General features: G+C 71.1%; 16 protein-coding genes. 7 read left to right on the forward strand and 9 right to left on the reverse strand.

From position 1 onward, the window contains the following. Positions 1–82: 82 nt before the first annotated feature. The 4 genes from ACZ4EF_RS09570 to rhaI all read right to left on the reverse strand — a co-directional run bounded on the left by ACZ4EF_RS09570 (position 83) and on the right by rhaI (position 6,320). Positions 83–904 (reverse strand): (Fe-S)-binding protein, encoded by an 822-nt coding sequence (locus tag ACZ4EF_RS09570; RefSeq protein WP_355350145.1) that lies wholly within the window; start codon positions 902–904, stop codon positions 83–85. A gap of 61 nt (positions 905–965) precedes the next feature. Further along, on the reverse strand, positions 966–2,471 hold the full coding sequence (locus ACZ4EF_RS09575; RefSeq protein WP_467503703.1) for a rhamnulokinase: 1,506 nt from the start codon (positions 2,469–2,471) through the stop codon (positions 966–968). 378 nt (positions 2,472–2,849) lie between these two features. Continuing rightward, on the reverse strand, positions 2,850–4,904 hold the full coding sequence (locus ACZ4EF_RS09580) for a bifunctional aldolase/short-chain dehydrogenase (RefSeq protein WP_467503705.1): 2,055 nt from the start codon (positions 4,902–4,904) through the stop codon (positions 2,850–2,852). Between the two features lie 249 nt (positions 4,905–5,153). Further along, positions 5,154–6,320 (reverse strand): L-rhamnose isomerase, encoded by a 1,167-nt coding sequence (gene rhaI / locus ACZ4EF_RS09585; RefSeq protein WP_188282894.1) that lies wholly within the window; start codon positions 6,318–6,320, stop codon positions 5,154–5,156. Positions 6,321–6,619: 299 nt separating this feature from the next. Here rhaI and ACZ4EF_RS09590 point away from each other — a divergent pair, with 299 nt between their 5' ends. From ACZ4EF_RS09590 to ACZ4EF_RS09615, 6 genes are all read left to right on the forward strand, one after another. After that, a complete protein-coding gene (locus ACZ4EF_RS09590) occupies positions 6,620–8,140 on the forward strand; it encodes a sugar ABC transporter ATP-binding protein (RefSeq protein ID WP_355350157.1) in 1,521 nt (506 codons plus the stop codon). After that, positions 8,137–9,192: an ABC transporter permease gene (locus tag ACZ4EF_RS09595; protein ID WP_355350160.1), complete on the forward strand. Its 1,056-nt coding sequence runs from the start codon at positions 8,137–8,139 to the stop codon at positions 9,190–9,192. Before ACZ4EF_RS09590 ends, ACZ4EF_RS09595 begins: the two co-directional genes overlap by 4 nt. Continuing rightward, positions 9,185–10,348, forward strand: coding sequence for an ABC transporter permease (locus ACZ4EF_RS09600; RefSeq protein ID WP_355350163.1), 1,164 nt, complete (start codon positions 9,185–9,187; stop codon positions 10,346–10,348). Before ACZ4EF_RS09595 ends, ACZ4EF_RS09600 begins: the two co-directional genes overlap by 8 nt. 80 nt (positions 10,349–10,428) lie before the next feature. After that, on the forward strand, positions 10,429–11,532 hold the full coding sequence (rhaS, locus tag ACZ4EF_RS09605) for a rhamnose ABC transporter substrate-binding protein (protein ID WP_355350166.1): 1,104 nt from the start codon (positions 10,429–10,431) through the stop codon (positions 11,530–11,532). Between the two features lie 81 nt (positions 11,533–11,613). Continuing rightward, the gene (locus tag ACZ4EF_RS09610; RefSeq protein ID WP_391163568.1) at positions 11,614–11,934 is read left to right on the forward strand and encodes an L-rhamnose mutarotase; all 321 of its coding nucleotides are present in this window, start codon (positions 11,614–11,616) and stop codon (positions 11,932–11,934) included. A 159-nt stretch (positions 11,935–12,093) separates the two neighbouring features. Further along, a complete protein-coding gene (locus tag ACZ4EF_RS09615) occupies positions 12,094–13,110 on the forward strand; it encodes a LacI family DNA-binding transcriptional regulator (protein WP_355350172.1) in 1,017 nt (338 codons plus the stop codon). A 24-nt stretch (positions 13,111–13,134) separates the two neighbouring features. On the opposite strand, the gene ACZ4EF_RS09620 is transcribed toward ACZ4EF_RS09615, so the two are convergent. Beyond that, positions 13,135–14,076 (reverse strand): aldo/keto reductase, encoded by a 942-nt coding sequence (locus ACZ4EF_RS09620; protein WP_355350175.1) that lies wholly within the window; start codon positions 14,074–14,076, stop codon positions 13,135–13,137. Positions 14,077–14,448: 372 nt separating this feature from the next. On the opposite strand from ACZ4EF_RS09620, the gene rsgA reads away from it, so the two are divergent. Continuing rightward, on the forward strand, positions 14,449–15,597 hold the full coding sequence (gene rsgA / locus ACZ4EF_RS09625) for a ribosome small subunit-dependent GTPase A (protein ID WP_467503710.1): 1,149 nt from the start codon (positions 14,449–14,451) through the stop codon (positions 15,595–15,597). 37 nt (positions 15,598–15,634) lie between these two features. On the opposite strand, the gene ACZ4EF_RS09630 is transcribed toward rsgA, so the two are convergent. The 4 genes from ACZ4EF_RS09630 to ACZ4EF_RS09645 all read right to left on the reverse strand — a co-directional run bounded on the left by ACZ4EF_RS09630 (position 15,635) and on the right by ACZ4EF_RS09645 (position 18,274). After that, positions 15,635–15,772 carry a hypothetical protein gene (locus tag ACZ4EF_RS09630; RefSeq protein ID WP_188282881.1) on the reverse strand — a complete coding sequence of 46 codons (138 nt, stop codon included), beginning with the start codon at positions 15,770–15,772 and terminating at the stop codon, positions 15,635–15,637. 236 nt (positions 15,773–16,008) lie between these two features. After that, complete coding sequence (locus ACZ4EF_RS09635; RefSeq protein WP_355350182.1) at positions 16,009–17,055, reverse strand: LacI family DNA-binding transcriptional regulator; 1,047 nt, start codon at positions 17,053–17,055, stop codon at positions 16,009–16,011. Positions 17,056–17,248: 193 nt separating this feature from the next. After that, positions 17,249–17,635 (reverse strand): PPOX class F420-dependent oxidoreductase, encoded by a 387-nt coding sequence (locus tag ACZ4EF_RS09640; RefSeq protein ID WP_355350185.1) that lies wholly within the window; start codon positions 17,633–17,635, stop codon positions 17,249–17,251. A 156-nt stretch (positions 17,636–17,791) separates the two neighbouring features. Next, on the reverse strand, positions 17,792–18,274 hold the full coding sequence (locus ACZ4EF_RS09645) for a DUF456 domain-containing protein (protein ID WP_188282878.1): 483 nt from the start codon (positions 18,272–18,274) through the stop codon (positions 17,792–17,794). Positions 18,275–18,518 lie beyond the last annotated feature (244 nt).

Genomic DNA, 18,518 nt, shown 5'->3' on the forward strand with positions numbered 1-18,518 from the left:
GTGAGGTTCGCGCGGAGCTGGGTGTCCTTCGTGGACGAGGCGGCGGCCTTCGGGAACGACGGCAGACCCAGATACGTACCACTCATCGGACCACTCCTCCATTGCGCGCGCCGCCCGTGGCGACATGGACCGGAACCCCGGCGGTCGGGACCGTCAGCGGGTGCTCCCGCGTACTGGCCAGGATCTCCGCGATGTGCACCGGGCGGATGGCGGTGCGCTGCCGGGACATCGTGCCGTCCAGGTGCATCAGGCAGGAGTTGTCGGCCGCGCACAGCACGTCGGCGCCGGTCTCCTCCGCGTGCCGCACCTTGTCCGCGGCCATCGCGGCCGAGACGTCGGGATTCTTCACGGCGAAGGTGCCGCCGAAGCCGCAGCACTCCTCCGCCCCCTCCAACTCCCGCAGCTCAAGCCCCTTCACAGCCTCCAACAGCCGCCGGGGCCGCTCGCCGAGCCCCAGCATCCGCAGCCCGTGACAGGTGGGGTGGTACGTCACCGTGTGCGGGAAGTACGCGCCCACATCCGTCACCCCCAGCACGTCCACCAGGAACTCCGTCAACTCGTACGTCCTGGGCACCACGTCGGCCAGCGCCTCGCTCAACTCGTCGCCGCGGCCCTCCTCCCGGGCCCGTTCGCCGAGGCGCGGGTAGATGTCCCGCACCATCGCCGCGCAGGAGCCGGACGGCGTGACCACGTAGTCGTATCCGGCGAAGACCCGCGCCTGGCGGCGCGCCAAAGGCTCCGCCTCGTGCCGGTAACCGGTGTTGTAGTGCGCCTGGCCGCAACACGTCTGCCCCATCGGGAAGTCCACCTCGACGCCGAGCCGCGTCAGCAGCGCGACGACGGCCTGGCCGGTCCGTGGATAGAGCGTGTCGTTCACGCAGGTGAGAAACAGGGCGGCACGCATCGCGGCTCCCTCGGGGTCGTGCGGGCGGATGACGGACGGCGGGTGGGCGGGTGACGGGGGGTCAGGGGGCGGCGAGGGCACCGGAGATACGGGCGTCCGCCGCGTCCCAGGCGCGCAGGTCACCGCGCGGCTCGTACCGGCGCAACTCCTGCGTGTCGGCGACCAGTTGCCGCATCCGGGCCAGATCGCCGACGAGGCCGTGGGTGCGGGCCTGGACGAGGATGTTGCCGAGCGCGGTCGCCTCGGTGGGCCCGGCGATCACCGGCAGCCCGGACGCGTCCGCGGTGAGGCGGCACAGCAGTTCGTTGCGGCTGCCGCCGCCGACCAGATGGATGTGGGTGATCTCCCGGTCGGCGAGTTCGGCGGCCTTGCGCAGCACCCTGCGGTGCGCGAGCGCCAGGCTCTCCAGCACGCAGCGGACCAGCGCGCCCCGGCTCTCCGGCGGGCGCTGCCCCGTACGCACGCAGTAGTCCGCGATGGCCGCGGGCATGTCGGCCGGTGCCAGGAACTCCGGCGCGTCCGGGTCGATCACCGCGCCGAACGGCTCCGCGCGGCCCGCGTCCGCGAGCAGCGACGCCAGCTCGGACGGCTCGCCGCGCGCGGCCCAGACCCGACGGCACTCCTCCAGCAGCCACATCCCCATGATGTTCCTGAGATAGCGGAACGTGCCGTCGATCCCGCGCTCATTGGTGAAATTCGCGGCCCGCGACGCCGCGCTGAGCACCGGCGCGTCCAGTTCGAGCCCGGCCAGCGACCAGGTGCCGCAGGAGATGTACGCGGAACCCGGCGCGGTGGCCGGTACCGCCGCCACCGCAGAGGCCGTGTCGTGCGAGCCCACCGTGGTGACCCGCGTCCCCGCCGCCAGACCCGTCGCCGCCACGATGTGCGGCAGCAACTCACCTGCGCTGTCGCCCGGTTGCCGCAGCGGCGGCAGCAACGCCGGGTCCAGGCCGATCCGGTCGGCGAGGTCCCGCGACCACTCGCCCGTACGGGCGTCCAGCAGGCCCGTCGTCGAGGCGTTGGTGACCTCCGCGCCGACACTGCCGGTCAGCCAGTGCGTCACCAGGTCGGGGATCAGCAACAGCGTCCGCGCGGCGGCCAGTTGGACCGTGTCCCGCGCCGCCGCGAGCTGGAACAGCGTGTTGAACGGCAGGTGCTGGAGGCCGTTGGCCGCGTACAGCTCCTGCGCGCCGACCTCGTCCCGCACCCGCGGCGCCACCTGCGCCGTACGGCTGTCCCGGTAGTGGTACGGGATCCCCAACAGCGCGCCGTCCGCGTCCAGCAGGCCGTAGTCCACCGCCCACGTGTCCACGCCGACGGACGCCACCGCGGCGCCCGACCTCGCCGCCTCGCGCAGTCCGTCCAGAACGCCGGTGAACAGGCCCGGCAGGTCCCAGTGCAGCCCGCTCGGCAGCCGCACCGGCACATTCGCGAACCTGTTCACTTCCGTGAGGGCCAGTTCCCCGCCGCCCACCCGGCCCACGACGACGCGGCCGCTCGTCGCGCCGAGGTCCGCCGCCGCGAACACGCCTGCGGCTGGGCTTGCGCCTGGGGGTTCGCCGATCATGCCTCTCCTTATACGGCCACTCCTGCGGAGTGCGGTCCTTCATTCTTCCCGCCCCGCGCCCCGGGACGGTTCTCCTACGCGAGGCGTTAGGCCGATTCTTTTGGGGGCGCGGCCTGTGTGCGGTGTCCTTGCGCTTCGGCGTTGCGCCGATCTTTTAGGGGCGCTGGGGGGGGGCCCCCCCCCCCCCCCCCCCAAAGGCCCCCCCCCCCCCCCCCCGACCCACCCTCCTCTACGCGAAAAAACCCCGCCCCCTCCCCCCCCCCCCCCCCCCCCCCCCCCCCCCCCCCCCCCCCCCCCCCCCTGACGGGGCACGTCCTGCGCAGGGCGAACGCCTAGGGCCGCGCCCTTGAACGCCGGCCCTGCGCAGGGTGACACGCCCTAGCGGAGGAAGGCGGCTGCGACGCCCGCGTCGACGGGGATGTGAAGCCCGGTCGTGTGGGTCAGCTCCCCGCCGGTGAGGGCGAAGACGGCGTTGGCGACGTGCTCGGGAAGAACTTCCCGCTTCAAGAGCGTCCGCTGCGCGTAGAACTCCCCGAGCTTGGCCTCCTCGACGCCGTAGACGGCCGCCCGCTTGGCCCCCCAGCCGCCGGCGAAGATGCCGGAACCACGGACGACCCCGTCGGGGTTGATGCCGTTGACACGTACCCCGTACTCACCCAACTCGGCGGCGAGGAGCCGCACTTGGTGGGCCTGGTCGGCCTTGACGGCCGAATAGGCGATGTTGTTGGGTCCGGCGAAGACCGCGTTCTTGGAGGCGATGTAGACGATGTCGCCGCCCAGCTTCTGCTCGATCATGACGCGCGCGGCGGCGCGGGAGACGAGGAAGGAGCCGCGGGCCATGATGTCGTGCTGGAGGTCCCAGTCCTTGGCGGTGGTCTCCAGGAGCGGCTTGGAGATCGAGATCCCCGCGTTGTTGACGACGAGGTCGACCCCGCCGAAGGCGAGCAGCGCGTCGGCGAAGGCCGCCTCGATCTGCTCCTCGGAGGTGACGTCCACGGTGACCGCGACGGCCTTGTCGGGACCGCCCAGCTCCTCGGCCACGGCGGCGGCGTTGCCCGCGTCGAGGTCCGCGACCACCACGCAGGCGCCCTCGGCGACCAGCCGCTGGGCGATGGCCTTGCCGATGCCGGACCCGGCACCGGTGACGAGCGCGATCCGGGTGGCCAGCGGCTTCGGCTTCGGCATCCGCCGCAGCTTGGCCTCCTCCAGCTCCCAGTACTCGATACGGAACTTCTCCGACTCCTCGATCGGCTTGTACGAGGAGACGGCCTCCGCGCCGCGCATCACGTTGATGGCGTTGACGTAGAACTCGCCCGCGACGCGCGCGGTCTGCTTGTCCTTGCCGTAGCTGAACATGCCGACGCCCGGCACGAGGACGATCGCCGGGTCGGCGCCGCGCATGGCGGGGGAGTCGGGCGAGGCGTGCCGCTCGTAGTAGGCGGCGTACTCGGCGCGGTACTCCTCGTGCAGCGTGCGCAGCCGGGCCTCGGCCTCGTCGAGGGCCGTGCCCGCGGGCAGGTCGAGGACCAGCGGGCGGACCTTGGTGCGCAGGAAGTGGTCCGGGCAGGACGTGCCCAGCGCGGCCAGCCGCGGGTGCTCGGCGCGCGACAGGAAGTCCAGCACCTCGGGGGAGTCGGTGAAGTGGCCGACCTGCGGCCGGTCCTGGGAGGCGATCGAGCGCAGCAGCGGTGCCAGCGCGGCGGCCCGTACGCGCCGCTCGGACTCCGGCAGCGGCTCGTACCCGTCGAGCATCGCGCCGAACGGGTCGGCCTTGCCGCGCTCCTGGAGGAAGGTCTCCGCGGTGCGGATGATGTGCAGCGAATTGCGTTCGCACTCCTGCGAGGTGGCGCCCCAGGCGGTGACGCCGTGCCCGCCCAGCACACAGCCGATCGCCTCCGGGTGGGCCTCCTTGACCGCCGCGATGTCCAGCCCGAGCTGGAAGCCGGGGCGGCGCCAGGGCACCCACACCACGGTGTCGCCGAAGCACTCCTTGGTCAGCGCCTCGCCGTCGGCCGCGCACGCCAGCGCGATACCGGAGTCCGGGTGCAGGTGGTCCACGTGCGCCGCGTCCACCAGCCCGTGCATCGCGGTGTCGATCGACGGCGCCGCGCCGCCCTTGCCGTGCAGGCAGTAGTCGAAGGCGGCGACCATCTCGTCCTCGCGCTCGACCCCCGGGTAGACCTCGGTGAGGGCGCGCAGCCGGTCCAGGCGCAGCACCGCGAGACCGGAGCCGGTGAGCGTACCGAGGTCGCCGCCGGACCCCTTGACCCACATCAGCTCGGTGTCGGCCCCGGTCACCGGGTCGGGCGCGGTGCCCTTGGCGGACGTGTTGCCGCCCGCGTAATTGGTGTTGCGCGGATCGGATCCGAGCCGGTTCGAACGGCCGAGCAGCGCCCCGACCGTGCTGTCGTCGGAACTGGAGGCGGAAGCCATGCGGTGTCCTTCGGAGGAATGAGTACGGGTGCGGGTGCGACGAGCTCGACCGGCTCGGAGGCTCCACTGCGCGTCGCGGAGCCGGTCGGCCGCGTGGGCTCGCCGTCAGGAGGGCCGGCGAGTGAACCGAAGCGGAGCGGTCGCTGTTGAAAGGGAGAACGCGCGCAGGTTGTGAGGAACGAGCAACCGAGCACGATCGACCGTCGACAGCGACTAAGCGCAGCGGAGGTGAACCGAGCCTTAAGAAAATCAAGCGCCCCAGCCGGCCTGTTCGCCGCCGACGCGTTCCGAGGTGATGCGGGTGGCCCAGCCGGAGCCGCGGTAGGCGGCCATCGGGTCGGGGTCGAGACCCAGTTCGGTGCGCACCTCGGCGAGCAGCGGCCGGACGTCGGTGTTGTAGGCGTCCATCAGTACGGCGTTGGCCTCCAGTACGTCACCGGCGCGCTGGGCGGCGCCGAGAGCGTCGAGGTCGACCAGCAGCGCCTTGGCGGTGGCCTCCTGGACGTTCATCACCGAGCGGATGATCGCGGGGATCTTCGCCTCGATGTTGTGGCACTGGTCGAGCATGAAGGCGACGCCGGTCTCCTGCTTCAGACCGCCGTTCTTGGCGACCTCGTGCATGATCCGGAAGAGCTGGAAGGGGTCGGCGGAGCCGACCATGAGGTCGTCGTCGGCGTAGAAGCGGGAGTTGAAGTCGAAGCCGCCGAGCTTCTTCTCGCGCAGCAGGAACGCGACGATGAACTCGATGTTGGTGCCCGGCGCGTGGTGGCCGGTGTCCACGACGACCTGCGCCTTGTCGCCGAGCTTGAGGCAGTGCGCGTAGGAGGTGCCCCAGTCGGGGACGTCCGTGGTGTAGAAGGCGGGCTCGAAGAGCTTGTACTCCAGCAGCATCCGCTGGTCGTCGCCGAGCCGGTCGTACACCTGGGACAGCGCCTCGGCGAGCCGGTCCTGGCGGGCGACGATGTCGTCCTGGCCCGGGTAGTTGGTGCCGTCGGAGAACCACAGCTTCAGGTCGCGCGAGCCGGTGGCGTCCATGATGTCGACGCACTCCAGCAGATAGCTGACGGCCTTGCGGCGGATCGCGGGGTCGGCGTTGGTGACCGAGCCGAGCTTGTAGTCGTCGTCCTGGAAGACGTTGGAGTTGATCGCGCCCAGGGTCAGGCCGCGCTCCTTCGCGTACGCGCCGAGCGCCGCGTAGTCGTCCACCAGGTCCCAGGGGATGTGCAGGGAGACGATGGGCGCGACGCCGGTGGCCGCGTGCACCTGGGCCGCGTCGTCCAGCTTTTCGTACGGGTTACGCGGCACGCCCTCCTGCCTGAACACCTTGAAACGGGTGCCCGAGTTGCCGTAGGCCCACGAAGGGGTCTCGATCCGCTGGGACTTCAGCGCCGCCTTCACGGCCGACAGGTCTGTCATGGCAACCTCTGTGAATCGTTTCATTTGACGGCTCACCTTAAAGGCGACACTGCGCCATGTCAATGGTCATGACGAGAACCCGATGGCGGGCCGGTCGCCGTTATTGAATCGTGTCACATGAGCCGGACGCGCTGCTAGAGGGTCTCTTTCCAGCCGCGATTGGCCGTCCGTCCGGGGTTGATCTCCCGAAATGGCTTCCACGGACTCTTGACGGCCTGATCAAGCGGGGCTAACGTCCCGGCAACTCCATTGAAACATTTCACCCCGCGGCGCAAGACCGGGAGATCCAGGAGACATCAATGACCGACCCCGAACCGGAACGGACTCCGGTCCTCGCGCTGGAGGGGGTGAGCAAGTCCTTCGGCGCGGTACGGGCACTGCGCGACGTCTCACTGCGGCTGTACGCGGGTGAGGCGCACGCCCTCGCGGGGGAGAACGGCGCCGGCAAATCGACCTTGATCAAGGCACTGGCCGGGGTGCACCGACCGGACACCGGAACGGTACTGCTCGACGGCGCGCCGGTGGTCTTCCACGGCCCGGCCGACGCGCGCGACGCCGGTGTGGCCGTCATCTACCAGGAGCCCACGCTCTTCCCCGACCTCTCCATCGCCGAGAACATCTTCGTCGGCCGCCAGCCGCGCCGCTCGCTCGGCCGGGTCGACCACAAGGCCGTGCACAAGGCCACCGAGCAACTCTTCAAGCGGCTCGGCGTCGACCTCGACCCCGACCAGCCCGCCCGCGGCCTGTCCATCGCCGACCAGCAGCTCGTCGAGATCGCCAAGGCGCTCTCCTTCGACGCCCGCGTGCTGATCATGGACGAGCCCACCGCCGCCCTCACCGGCAGCGAGGTCGCCCGGCTCTTCGGCGTCGTCAGGGCGCTGCGCGAGGACGGCGCCGCCGTCCTGTTCATCTCGCACCGGCTGGAAGAGGTCTTCGCGCTCTGCCAGCAGGTCACCACCCTGCGGGACGGCGCCTGGATCGCCAGCGAGCCGGTCGACGGCCTCACCGAGGACGACCTGGTCCGCCGGATGGTCGGCCGTGACCTGGACGAGCTCTACCCCAAGCAGGACGCCAAGGTCGGCGACGTCGCGCTGAGCGTGCGCAGGCTGACCCGTGAAGGCGTCTTCACCGACGTGTCCTTCGACGTCAGGCGCGGCGAGATCGTCGGCCTGGCCGGACTCGTCGGCGCCGGGCGCAGCGAGGTGGCCCGCGCCGTCTTCGGCGTGGACCGCTGGGACGCGGGCGAGGTCGAGGTCGACGGCCGCCCGCTGAAGTCCGGCGCCCCCAGCCTCGCCATGGCCGCGGGCCTGGCCCTCGTACCCGAGGACCGCCGCGAACAGGGCCTGGTCATGGAGATGTCCATCGAGCGCAACATCAACCTCACCGGCTTCAAGGCCACCACCCGCGCGGGCCTGATGGACCGCGGCGCCGAGCGCAGCCGCGCCGTCGACTGGGCCATGCGCCTCCAGGTGAAGTACGCCCGGCTCGCCGATGTCGTCGGCACGCTGTCCGGCGGCAACCAGCAGAAGGTGGTGCTGGCCAAGTGGCTGGCCACCGACCCCCGGGTGCTGATCGTCGACGAGCCCACCCGCGGCATCGACGTCGGCACCAAGGCCGAGGTGCACCGGCTGCTCTCGCAGCTCGCCGCCGACGGCCTCGCCGTCCTGATGATCTCCTCCGACCTCCCGGAGATCCTCGGCATGGCCGACCGTGTCCTGGTGATGCACGAGGGCCGGCTGGCCGCCGACATCCCGCGCGCGGACGCCACCGAGGAATCCGTCATGGCAGCGGCCACCGGCCGCGGAAGGAACGCGGCATGACCATGACCGCCAAACCGGCGTCGGCCGCGCCGCCGGACACCGCCTCCACCGGCGGCCTCCTCGACCGGGTGCTGAAGGTCAGGGAACTGGCCATCCTCGTCGTCCTGGTGCTGATGCTGCTGGCCACCCAGCTCGACAACAGCGCCTTCCTGTCCCAGCAGGGCATCAAGGACCTGCTGCTCAACGCGACCATCCTGGTGCTCGTCGCGGTCGGCCAGGCCATGGTGGTGATCACCCGGAACGTCGACCTGTCGGTCGGCTCCACGCTGGGCATCACCGCCTTCGCCGCGGGCGAGTTCCTGCGCGGCGGCGGCAATCCGCTGGTCGCCATCCTGATCGCGGTCGCCCTCGGCGCCGGATTCGGCATCGTCAACGGCCTGTTGGTCAGCCTCGGCCAGGTGCCCGCGCTGGTCGTCACCCTCGGCACGCTCTACATCATCCGCGGCCTGGACTCGATCTGGTTCGGCTCCAAGCAGATCACCGCCGCCGACCTCCCGTCGGGCTTCGGCAGCTTCGGGCACGACGGCCTCGGCGCCGTCCCGTATCTCGCGCTGCTCACCGCGGTCGTGCTGATCATCGCCGCGTACTACCTGCGCAGTTACCGCAGCGGACGCGACCTGTACGCGCTCGGTTCGAGCCCGGAGGCCGCGCGGCTGGCCGGTGTGCCGGTCCGCAAGCGCATCCTCACCGCCTACATCGTCTGCGGCGCCCTCGCGGGCCTGGCGGGCGCTCTCTACCTCGCCCGCTTCGGCAATGTCGACTCCGGCACCGGCAGCGGCTACGAACTCACCGTCGTCAGCGCCGTGGTGGTCGGCGGCGTCGCCTTCACCGGCGGCTCCGGCAGCCTGTACGGCGCCGCGCTCGGCGCCCTGCTGCTGACCTCGATCAACAGCGTGCTCCCCTCGATCGGCGTCAGCTCCGTATGGGTGCAGGCCATCGACGGCGTCCTCCTGCTGCTGGCCATCGCCGTCGACCGGGTGGTCGCGCTGCGGGTCGCGGCGGTGCTCCGTAAGCGGGCCGCACAGACAAGGAGTGCGACAACTCATGCCTGAGCCAACGAAATCCACCGGTCCGGCGAAGGCCGCGAAGCCGTCCGCCGGTACGAACCCGCCCGCCGGTACGAAGCCGTCCGCCGGTACGAACCCGTCCACCGGTACGAAGCCGTCCGCGAGCGCGAAGCCCGCCACCGCGGGCCGTACGGCGACCGGTTGGGCGCGGGACGCGTTCCGCTGGGACACCGTCGTCGGAGCCCTGCTCGTCGTCCTGCTGCTCTGCTCCTTCTCCCTGGTCGACAACTTCGGCAACGCGCTGAATCTGTCGTTCCTGATCGGCAACACCCTGCCGATCGCGCTCATCGCGCTGCCGATGACGATGCTGGTGATCTCCGGCGAGATCGACCTGTCGGTCGGCTCCACCGCGGGCCTGTCCGGCGCCGTCATGGGCAAGCTGTGGAACGACGGCATGGCCATCGAGATGATCATCCCGCTGTGCATCCTGCTCGGCGTGGTCTGCGGCCTGGTCAACGGCCTGCTGGTGACCCGGCTCGGACTGCCCTCGCTGGCCGTCACCATCGGCACCCTGGCCGCCTACCGCGGCATCGCGCAGATCGTGCTCGGCTCCAACTCGGTGACCGACTTCCCGCAGCAGTACCTGGACTTCGGCTCCGCGCGGATCGGCGGCACCTTCATCCCGCAGGCCGCCATCCCGTGGGCCGTCCTGCTGGTCATCGCGGTCGTCGTCCTGCACGCCACCCCGGTCGGCCGCTCGCTGTTCGCGGTCGGCGCCTCGCAGGAGGCCGCGCGCTTCGCGGGCATCCGCACCAAGCGGCTGAAGCTGTCGATGTTCGTCGCCACCGGCACGATCTCCGCGCTCACCGGCGTCTTCTGGGCCCTGCACTACGCCAGCGCCCGCTACGACAACGCCACCGGCCTCGAACTGTCCGTCATCGCCGGTGTGCTGCTCGGCGGCATCGACTTCGACGGCGGCAAGGGCACGCTGGGCGGCGCGATCGCCGGAGTGTTCCTGCTCGGCGCGCTCCAGAACGTGATGAGTCTGATCAACGTCTCCGCGCAGTCCCAGATCCTGATCACCGGAGTCCTGCTGGTGATCTCGGTACTGGCACCGCGGGTGGCCCGGCAGGTGGGCAGGGCGCGAGCCCGGCGCAGAACCGCCGACGCGCCACCACCGGCCGCACTGGCCGCCACCTGACCCCCCGCACCACGCACGTCGTCCGAACACCCTCACCTGGTCGTCACCTGCCGCGAGTGCGGCATCGAAAGGACACCCGCATGTCGTACAGAACCGCCCCCGCCCGTCGCGCCGCGGCCGCGGTCGCCGTTGTCGCCGTCGTCGCGCTCAGCGCCACTGCCTGTGGCGGCACCACCAAGAAGTCCAGCTCGGACTCGGAATCGGCCTCCGCCGGATCCGGTACGAAGGCGTCGGCCTCCGCCGACCCGAACGCGCCCGTCAAGAAGGGCCTGACCATCGCCTACCTGCCCAAGCAGGTGAACAACCCGTACTTCACCATCTCCGACAACGGCGGCAAGAAGGCCGTCGAGGCGCTCGGCGAGAAGTACAAGGAGGTCGGCACCAGCAGCGGCACCGACACCGCGGGCCAGGTCAGCTACGTCAACACCCTGACGCAGCAGCAGGTCAGCGCCATCGCGGTGTCCGCGCAGGACCCCGGCGCGCTGTGCACCGCGCTGAACCAGGCGCGCAAGAACGGCGTCAAGGTCGTCACATACGACTCGGACACCAACACCAACTGCCGTGACGCGTTCGTCTCGCAGGCCAGCGCGGAGGACCTGGGCCGTACCGAGGTCCAGTTGATGGCCAAGCAGATCAACAACAAGGGCCAGATCGCGATCCTGTCGGCGGCCCAGACGGCCACCAACCAGAACACCTGGATCGACTTCATGAAGGACGAGCTCAAGAAGCCGGAGTACAAGGACATCCAGCTCGTCAAGGTCGCCTACGGCAACGACGACGCGCAGGCGTCGTTCCAGCAGACCCAGGGCCTGCTCCAGCAGTACCCGAACCTGAAGGGGATCATCTCCCCGACCACGGTCGGCATCAAGGCCGCGGCGCAGTACCTGAGCGGCTCCAAGTACAAGGGGAAGGTGCAGCTCACCGGCCTGGGCACGCCCAACGACATGCGCGCGTACGTCAACAACGGCACCGTGCAGTCCTTTGAGCTGTGGGACCCGGCCAAGCTCGGCGCGCTCGCGGGCTACACCGCCGTCGCGCTGGCCTCCGGCCAGATCACCGGCGCCGAGGGTGAGACCTTCACCGCGGGCGACATGGGCACCTTCACCGTCGGCAAGGACAGCGTCATCGTCCTGGGCAAGCCGACCGTCTTCGACAAGGCGAACATCGGCCAGTTCAACTTCTGAGCCGACGGCACCATCCAGTAAGGCAGTTGGACCGCCGGCCCTGTGGGTCCGGGCCGGCGGTGTGCGGAAGGAAATCCTCAAGTGCGGCGCGTCTGCTTTGTGTTGAAGGTCCGTCAGGAACGGCTGGACGAGTACCGTGCCAGGCACGCGGACGTCTGGCCGCGGATGCGTGAGGCGCTGTCCGCCGCCGGCTGGCACAACTACTCGCTGTTCCTGCGCGAGGACGGCCTGCTCGTCGGCTATCTGGAGACCGAGGACTTCGAGCGGGCGCGCGCCGCCATGGACGGTACGGAGGTGAACGCCCGCTGGCAGGCGGAAATGGCGGGCTTCTTCGAGGAGTTGGACGGCGCCGCGCCCGACGCGGCGATGGTCCCGCTCACCGAGGTGTTCCACCTTCCGTGAACATGAGAGGTTGGAACGATTCAGTTCGTGCCGGATCAACCAGCACGCACTGTGCTTGAATAAGTTCAATGCGTTGATTCCGGGTGAACGTCGAGCACGTCGCGCCGACGCCGGATGAGCGTTACGAGGAGCCCTGCCTGCGGCGGGCGGGACGGAGCAGTGGAGCCCATGGTTGGGATCAAGGACGTGGCACGGCAGGCGGGTGTCTCGGTCGGGACCGTCTCCAATGTGATCAACCGCCCGGACCTGGTGTCCGAGGAGACCAGGACCCGGGTGCAGTCGGTCATCAGCCGCCTCGGCTACATACGGAGTGAGTCCGCCCGCCAACTGCGGGCCGGGGCAAGCCGTATCGTCGCGCTGCTCGTCCTCGACATGGGCAACCCCTTCTTCGTCGACGTGGCCAGCGGCGCCGAGCGCGCCGCCCGCGCCGCCGGACTCGGCGTCATGGTCTGCAACAGCGCGCAGAGCACCAGCGAGGAGGTCGAGTACCTGTCGCTCTTCGCCGAGCAGCGGGTGCGCGGCGTGCTGGTCACCCCCGCCGACGCGACCGGACACAGCCTCAAGACGCTGCGCAGCCAGGGCATTCCGTACGTCCTGGTCGACCGGGTCTCGGCGGACGTCGCCGTCTGCTCGGTCTCGGTGGACGACGTCGTCGGCGGACGCCTCGCCGCCCAGCACCTGATCGCCGCGGGACACCGCTCGATCGTCTACGTCGGCGGCCCGCCCGAACTCCCGCAGGTCCGCGACCGCCGCGCCGGGGCGCTCGCCGCGCTGGCCGAGGCCGGACTGCCGCCCGAGTCGCTGACCGAGGTGTCCGCCGAGCGGCTGGACGTCTCGGCGGGCCGCGACGCCGGAGCCCGGCTGCTCGGCCTGGCGCCCCGGCCCACCGCCGTCTTCTGCGCCAACGACCTGCTGGCCCTCGGGGTCCTCCAGGCGGTCTTCGCCGCCAGGATCGCGGTCCCCGAGGAGATGGCCATCGTCGGTTACGACGACATCGAATTCGCCGCCGCCGCGGCCGTACCGCTGACCTCGGTCCGGCAGCCCGCCGTCGCGATGGGGCGGCTCGCCGCCGAGATGCTGCTGGAGGAGACGGCGGACCCCGAGGGCCACGAGCACCGCCAGGTCGTCCTCCAGCCGGAGCTGGTCGTGCGCGGCTCCAGCCTCGGGGCGCGCTGAGGGAGTCCGGCCGCGCGCCCCGCGTTACGTGAGCGGGGCGTCGTTCGGCCGGGTCGGGACGGCGTCCAGCGCGGCGAGGGTCGCGGCGTCGAGCGTGAGCGCGCCCGCGGCCACGTTCGCTTCGAGGTGGGCGGTGTTCGACGTGCCCGGGATGAGGTGGACGTTCGGCGCGTGGTGCAGCAGCCAGGCCAGGCCGACCTGGGAGGGCGTGGCGCCCAGCGCCCGCGCCGCGGCGATCACCGCCGGTTCGTCGGTCACCTTCGGCAGGCCGGGGAAGGCGCTGCCGAGCGGGAAGTACGGCACCCACGCGATGTCCTGCGCGGTGCAGAGGGCCAGCATGTCCTCGTCGTCGCGCGCCACGAGGCTGTACGCGTTCTGCACGCACGCGATGCCCGCCGGGATCGCCCGGCGCAGATTGTCCAGGCTCACGCTGCTCAGCCCGATCGCGCCGATCTTGCCCTCGTCGCGCAGCGCCACCATCGTCGCGAGCTGGTCGTCGAGTTCGACCACCTGGTCGCCCTCGGCCCGCAGGCCCGGCCCGACATCGGTGCGGCGCAGATTCACCAGCGGGATCCGGTCGAGGCCGAGGCTCGCGAGATTGTCCTCCACGGCCGCCCGCAACTCCTCGGGCTTCTGCGCGAGTCGCAGGTGCACCGGGCCGCCGGAATCCGGTGCGGCCCCCACCTTGCTGGCGACCAGCACCTCGTCCTCGGACCTGACCGCCTCGCGGATCACCCCGTTGACGAAGCCGTCGCCGTAGAACTGCGCCGTATCGACGTGGTCCACCCCGAGTTCGACCGCCCGCCGCAGTACGGCGACCGCGGCGGCCCGCCCGGCCCGCTCGGTCAGTTGCATCGCCCCGTACCCGACGCGCGACACCGTCCGCCCGGCCAGCGCCCCCGCCCCTCCGGCCCGCCGCGCCCCGCCGGCCGTCGTCCCGTCCGAGGTCATCCCGCTGGAAGCCATGAGCATCCCGTTCCCGTGCGACACCAGAACAAGCGGAGGTCACTCCGCTTCTTCGACCGTACCACTACCGGAGATCCCTCCGCTTTGCTCCGGCGCTCTCTGCCCGCCCGCGGCGGCGGCCGTTAATTCGGTGGCGGAGGCGGTGGGGGAGGGGCTACGGTCCCTGGTGTTGGAGCGGGAGCCGCAGAAGCGGCTCGCCGCTGTCGGCTCGTGAGTACGGCCAGGAGGTGTGACTCGATGACTGCCTTGGTGATGGGCGCTGCCCAGATGCGGAAGTTCATTCAGTTCACCTCTGTGGTCTCCGGCTGACCTCTCTTCTTCTGCCGCGCCGATCGGACGCGCGGTGCCGGGGCCCTGTTGGAAGGGTTTCGCTTGTCTTTCTCGTCTTCTTCCTTCTCGTCGTCGTCCTCCTCCTGGTCCTCACTCGTCCCGTACGGCTGGGACTCGCTGCTGGACGACGCCTTCTCGGCGTACGCGGCGGGCGGACTGGTGCCCGCGCGGATCGTGCGGGTCGACCGGGGGATGTGCGACGTCGTCGTCCCCGACGGCGCGGACGGTCTGGTGACGGTCCGCGCCGACACCGATCCGGTGCACTCGCCGGATCCGATGCTCGTGGCGTGCACCGGGGACTGGGCGGCGTTCGACCCGGACCCGGCGCAGCCGAAGGGCCCGTCGGTACGGGCGCTGCTGCCGCGCAGGACCGCGATCGTACGGTCGGCGTCGTCCAAGCGCTCCGAGGGCCAGGTGCTCGCGGCCAATATCGACCACGCGGTGATCGCGGTGTCGCTGGCGGCCGACCTCGATCTGGGGCGCCTCGAACGCTTCCTCTCCCTGGCCTGGGAGAGCGGCGCGCAACCGGTGGTCGCGCTGACCAAGGCGGACCTCGTGCCGGACACCACCTATCTGCTGGAGGACGCCGAATCGGCGGCGCCCGGAGTGCCGGTCCTGGTGGTGAGCGCCACGACCGGCGAGGGGATCGAGGCGCTGTCGGAGCTGCTGGCGGGCGGCACCTCGGTGCTGCTCGGCCAGTCGGGCGCGGGCAAGTCCACGCTCACCAACGCCCTGTTGGGGCGCGAAGCGCAGGAGGTGCAGGCCACCAGGGACTCCGACGGCAAGGGCCGGCACACCACGACCACGCGTGACCTGCTGCCGATGCCGCAGGGCGGGGTGCTGATCGACACGCCGGGGCTGCGCGGGGTCGGCCTGTGGGACGCGGAGTCCGGGCTCCACCAGGTGTTCTCCGAGATCGAGCAACTGGCCCGCGACTGCCGCTTCCAGGACTGCTCGCACCAGTCGGAGCCGGGCTGCGCCGTCCTGGCCGCGCTGGAGGACGGCACCTTGCAGCACCGCCGTCTGGAGAGCTACCGCAAGCTGCTGCGCGAGAACGCGTGGATCGCCTCACGCACCGACCAGCGGCTGCGCTCCGAGATGCGGCGCGAGTGGAAGCAAAGGACCGCGGCGGGCCGGGAGATGTACGAGCGCAAGCGCGGCGGGGGCGGCGGCCACCGCCGCCGGTCCTGAACCCGGTCCCGTACGGCCGACCGTACGGGCGCGGACCCTATCCGGCGCCGCCGCCAGGACCCTGCTGGTGGCGGCGCCGCACCGCGATCGGGCTGCCCGCACTCCAGAACGAGCCGACGACACAGGCGACCACGAGCACGACGATCACGACGCCGAGAATCACGCTGTATGCCATGTCGGACCTCCTCGCCTCCGGCACGGCCTTCACCGTGCCCTCACCTTCGCTACCTGTTCGTGACCTTCCCTTCGCCCGACGTTCCCAACCCACAGGTGGGGGACCGGTGTTCGCGCGTGGGTTCGATCCGATGAAGTGACGGTATGTCAGGCGGAGTCGGGCGGTGCCGAGTGCCCTCGGACGGGCGCGGTGCGGCGCTCAGGGGGAAGCGTGGTGCTCGGGCCGGGATTCGGCGCTCAGGCGGAGGCGCGGACCACGAGGTGCGTCGGCGTGACGATGGAGGACAGGGCGGGAACGCTCTGCGGGCCCGTCGGCGGCGCCACCGCGCGCAGGAGGAGGCGGGCCATGAGGCGGCCCATTTCCTCGATGTCCTGGCGGACGGTGGTCAGGGGCGGGTCGGTCCATTCGGCGACGGAGACCATGTCGTCGAATCCGACGACGGCGATGTCGTCGGGGACGCGGTGTCCTGAGGTGCGCAGGACGCGCAGGGCGCCGGAGGCCATGACGTCGGAGGCGGCGAAGACGGCGTCCAGGTCGGGGCAGCGCTGGAGGAGTTCGGCCATGGCGCGGGCGCCGCCTTCCGGGGTGAAGTCGCCCTCGGCGATCATCCGGGGGTCGGTCTCCGGCAGCACGTCGCGGAACCCGTCGAGCCGGTCCACCGACGCCGTCTGGTCAAGTGGCCCCGCGATGTGGGCGATCCGGCGGCGGCCGATCCTCAGCAGGTGCCGTACCGCGTCCCGCGCGCCGCCCCGGTTGTCGCAGTCCACGTACAAGGTGCCGTGGTCGCTGTCGAAGTCGGTCCAGCCGGGCCGCCCGCCGATCACCGTGGGCACTCCGGCCCTGCGGGCCAGCACGGGCAGCGAGTCGTCGGTGTGCAGGGAGAAGATCAGCGCGCCGTCGACGTGTCCGCCCGCCAGATAGCGGCCCACCCGCTCGTAATCGGCGGCCCCTTCGGTCAGCAGCAGCACCAACTGGTTGTCCCGCGCGGTGAGTTCCTTGCTGATACCGCGCACCTGCTGCGCGAAGAACGGGTCGGTGAAGAACCGTGTCTCCGGCTCGGCGACCACCACCGCGATGGCGTCATTGCGCCGCGTCACCAACGTACGGGCCGCCTGATTGGGCACATATCCCAGCTCGTCCACGGCCTTGCGGACCCGCTCCACCAGCGGCGCCCGTACCCCTTCGCTGCCGTTGACCACGCGCGAGGCGGTGGCACGCGACACCCCGGCCCGCGCGGCGACGGCCTCCAGCGTAGGACGCGGCGCGAAGCTCGGGTCGGACAAGGGACGTCTCCTTCACGCGGAAATAACAGAAAACCGGGGGCCGGTACGCGCACAGCGTAACGGGTCCCCCGGCGCGGCGTGAGAGCGCTCTCCGTGTCGGTTCGGCAGGTGAGACGGGTGTGTCTTGTGTGCGCCTTGTGCGGGCCGGGCGACGGTGGTGCGAGCGACGCCCGGCGAGGTCCGGCGCGCGGGGTCAGTCCTCCAGGCCCCAGCCGATGATCGAGTACGGGTGGATCCGGATCAACTCGTCGCTCATCTGCGCGCCGAGGTCGTGCGGGCCCACGACCTGCTCGGCGGTGCCGCGGATCTCGACCCCGCGCACCGTCCACGGGTCGGTGCCCGCGATGTCGTCCACGACCAGCGACACATAGTGGTTCGCCGCCACATTGCGCCACTTCTTCGTGGCGCCCATCGTGTAGCCGCCGATGTCGACCGTGCCGTCCGGGCGCAGGAAGTAGCCGACCGGATTGGCCTGCGGACGGCCCTGCGCGTCCACGGTCGCCAGCCGCCCGAGGCGCTGCGTGCGCAGATAGCGCAGCTCGGCCTCGGTCAGCGCTGTCCTGGGTGTCTTGATCGCCATGCCCTCACCCTCACACGGGTGAGCGCACCGGGCCATTGGACCTTTGACCTATCCAGGACCTAGGCCGATTGGGGACGCGCGGTCGTACGGCCATACGTATGTCCGTACGACCGCACACCCCGTACGTCTCCCCCTGCGCGCGGGGCCGGGTGCCGGTCAGCCCGCGATCACCGCGCCCAGCCACGCGCCCGCCACGACGAGGCACGCCAGGAGTTCGACCAGGACGGAGCCGCCCACCGCGCGCATCGCGGTGCGGGTCGCGGTCCAGGCGGCGCGGTGGCCGCCGAGGCGCACGCGCTCGGTCGCGTAGATCGTGCCGACGAAGCCGAGGACCGCGCCCAGGACGGGGATCAGGAAGAAACCGGCGATGGCGAAGGAGCCCGCGACCAGCACGGTGTGCCAGGTGATGCCCGAATCGCGGATCCGGCGCGCCGGGAGCAGCCATACCACCACTTGGACGACGGCCAGCAGACCGGTTGCCCCGGCCAGTACGCCCCAGGTCAGGCTCGTGTGCTCCTGCGTCGCCCACCACATGACGGCGGCCCAGCAGAGCAGCGTCCCCGGCACGCCGGGGGCCAGCACACCGACGAGTCCGAGCAGCATCACCGCGCCGATCAGGCACACCTGTGCGGTCCCCATGAGCCCACCCTGCCCGATGACGCGCCCGTCCGCCGGGCGGATCACCCTCGGGGCGCAAGGCGAGACCTGTCCGAGACCCGTAGGACCACTCGCGTACGCCGCTCGTACGCCGTCCGTACGCCGTGGGGACGTCGTCGGTCCGCCGCGCCGTCAACCGTCCGGTGGCGCGCTCACCCTTCCGGCGGGACCGGCGGGACCGGCGGGACCGTCGGACCGGCGACCGGCCACCGGCCACCGCGTACGG

This window comes from Streptomyces sp. NPDC025721, assembly GCF_055558595.1.

Bases quoted from the DNA above. Each gene is read 5' to 3' on its own strand.
- ACZ4EF_RS09575 (WP_467503703.1), bottom strand. From the start codon at position 2,471: ATGATCGGCGAACCCCCAGGCGCAAGCCCAGCCGCAGGCGTGTTCGCG.
- ACZ4EF_RS09580 (WP_467503705.1), bottom strand. From the start codon at position 4,904: ATGGCTTCCGCCTCCAGTTCCGACGACAGCACGGTCGGGGCGCTGCTC.
- ACZ4EF_RS09590 (WP_355350157.1), top strand. From the start codon at position 6,620: ATGACCGACCCCGAACCGGAACGGACTCCGGTCCTCGCGCTGGAGGGG.
- ACZ4EF_RS09620 (WP_355350175.1), bottom strand. From the start codon at position 14,076: ATGGCTTCCAGCGGGATGACCTCGGACGGGACGACGGCCGGCGGGGCG.
- rhaS (WP_355350166.1), top strand. From the start codon at position 10,429: ATGTCGTACAGAACCGCCCCCGCCCGTCGCGCCGCGGCCGCGGTCGCC.
- rhaI (WP_188282894.1), bottom strand. From the start codon at position 6,320: ATGACAGACCTGTCGGCCGTGAAGGCGGCGCTGAAGTCCCAGCGGATC.
- ACZ4EF_RS09595 (WP_355350160.1), top strand. From the start codon at position 8,137: ATGACCATGACCGCCAAACCGGCGTCGGCCGCGCCGCCGGACACCGCC.
- ACZ4EF_RS09570 (WP_355350145.1), bottom strand. From the start codon at position 904: ATGCGTGCCGCCCTGTTTCTCACCTGCGTGAACGACACGCTCTATCCA.
- ACZ4EF_RS09640 (WP_355350185.1), bottom strand. From the start codon at position 17,635: ATGGCGATCAAGACACCCAGGACAGCGCTGACCGAGGCCGAGCTGCGC.
- ACZ4EF_RS09630 (WP_188282881.1), bottom strand. From the start codon at position 15,772: ATGGCATACAGCGTGATTCTCGGCGTCGTGATCGTCGTGCTCGTGGTC.
- ACZ4EF_RS09600 (WP_355350163.1), top strand. From the start codon at position 9,185: ATGCCTGAGCCAACGAAATCCACCGGTCCGGCGAAGGCCGCGAAGCCG.
- ACZ4EF_RS09645 (WP_188282878.1), bottom strand. From the start codon at position 18,274: ATGGGGACCGCACAGGTGTGCCTGATCGGCGCGGTGATGCTGCTCGGA.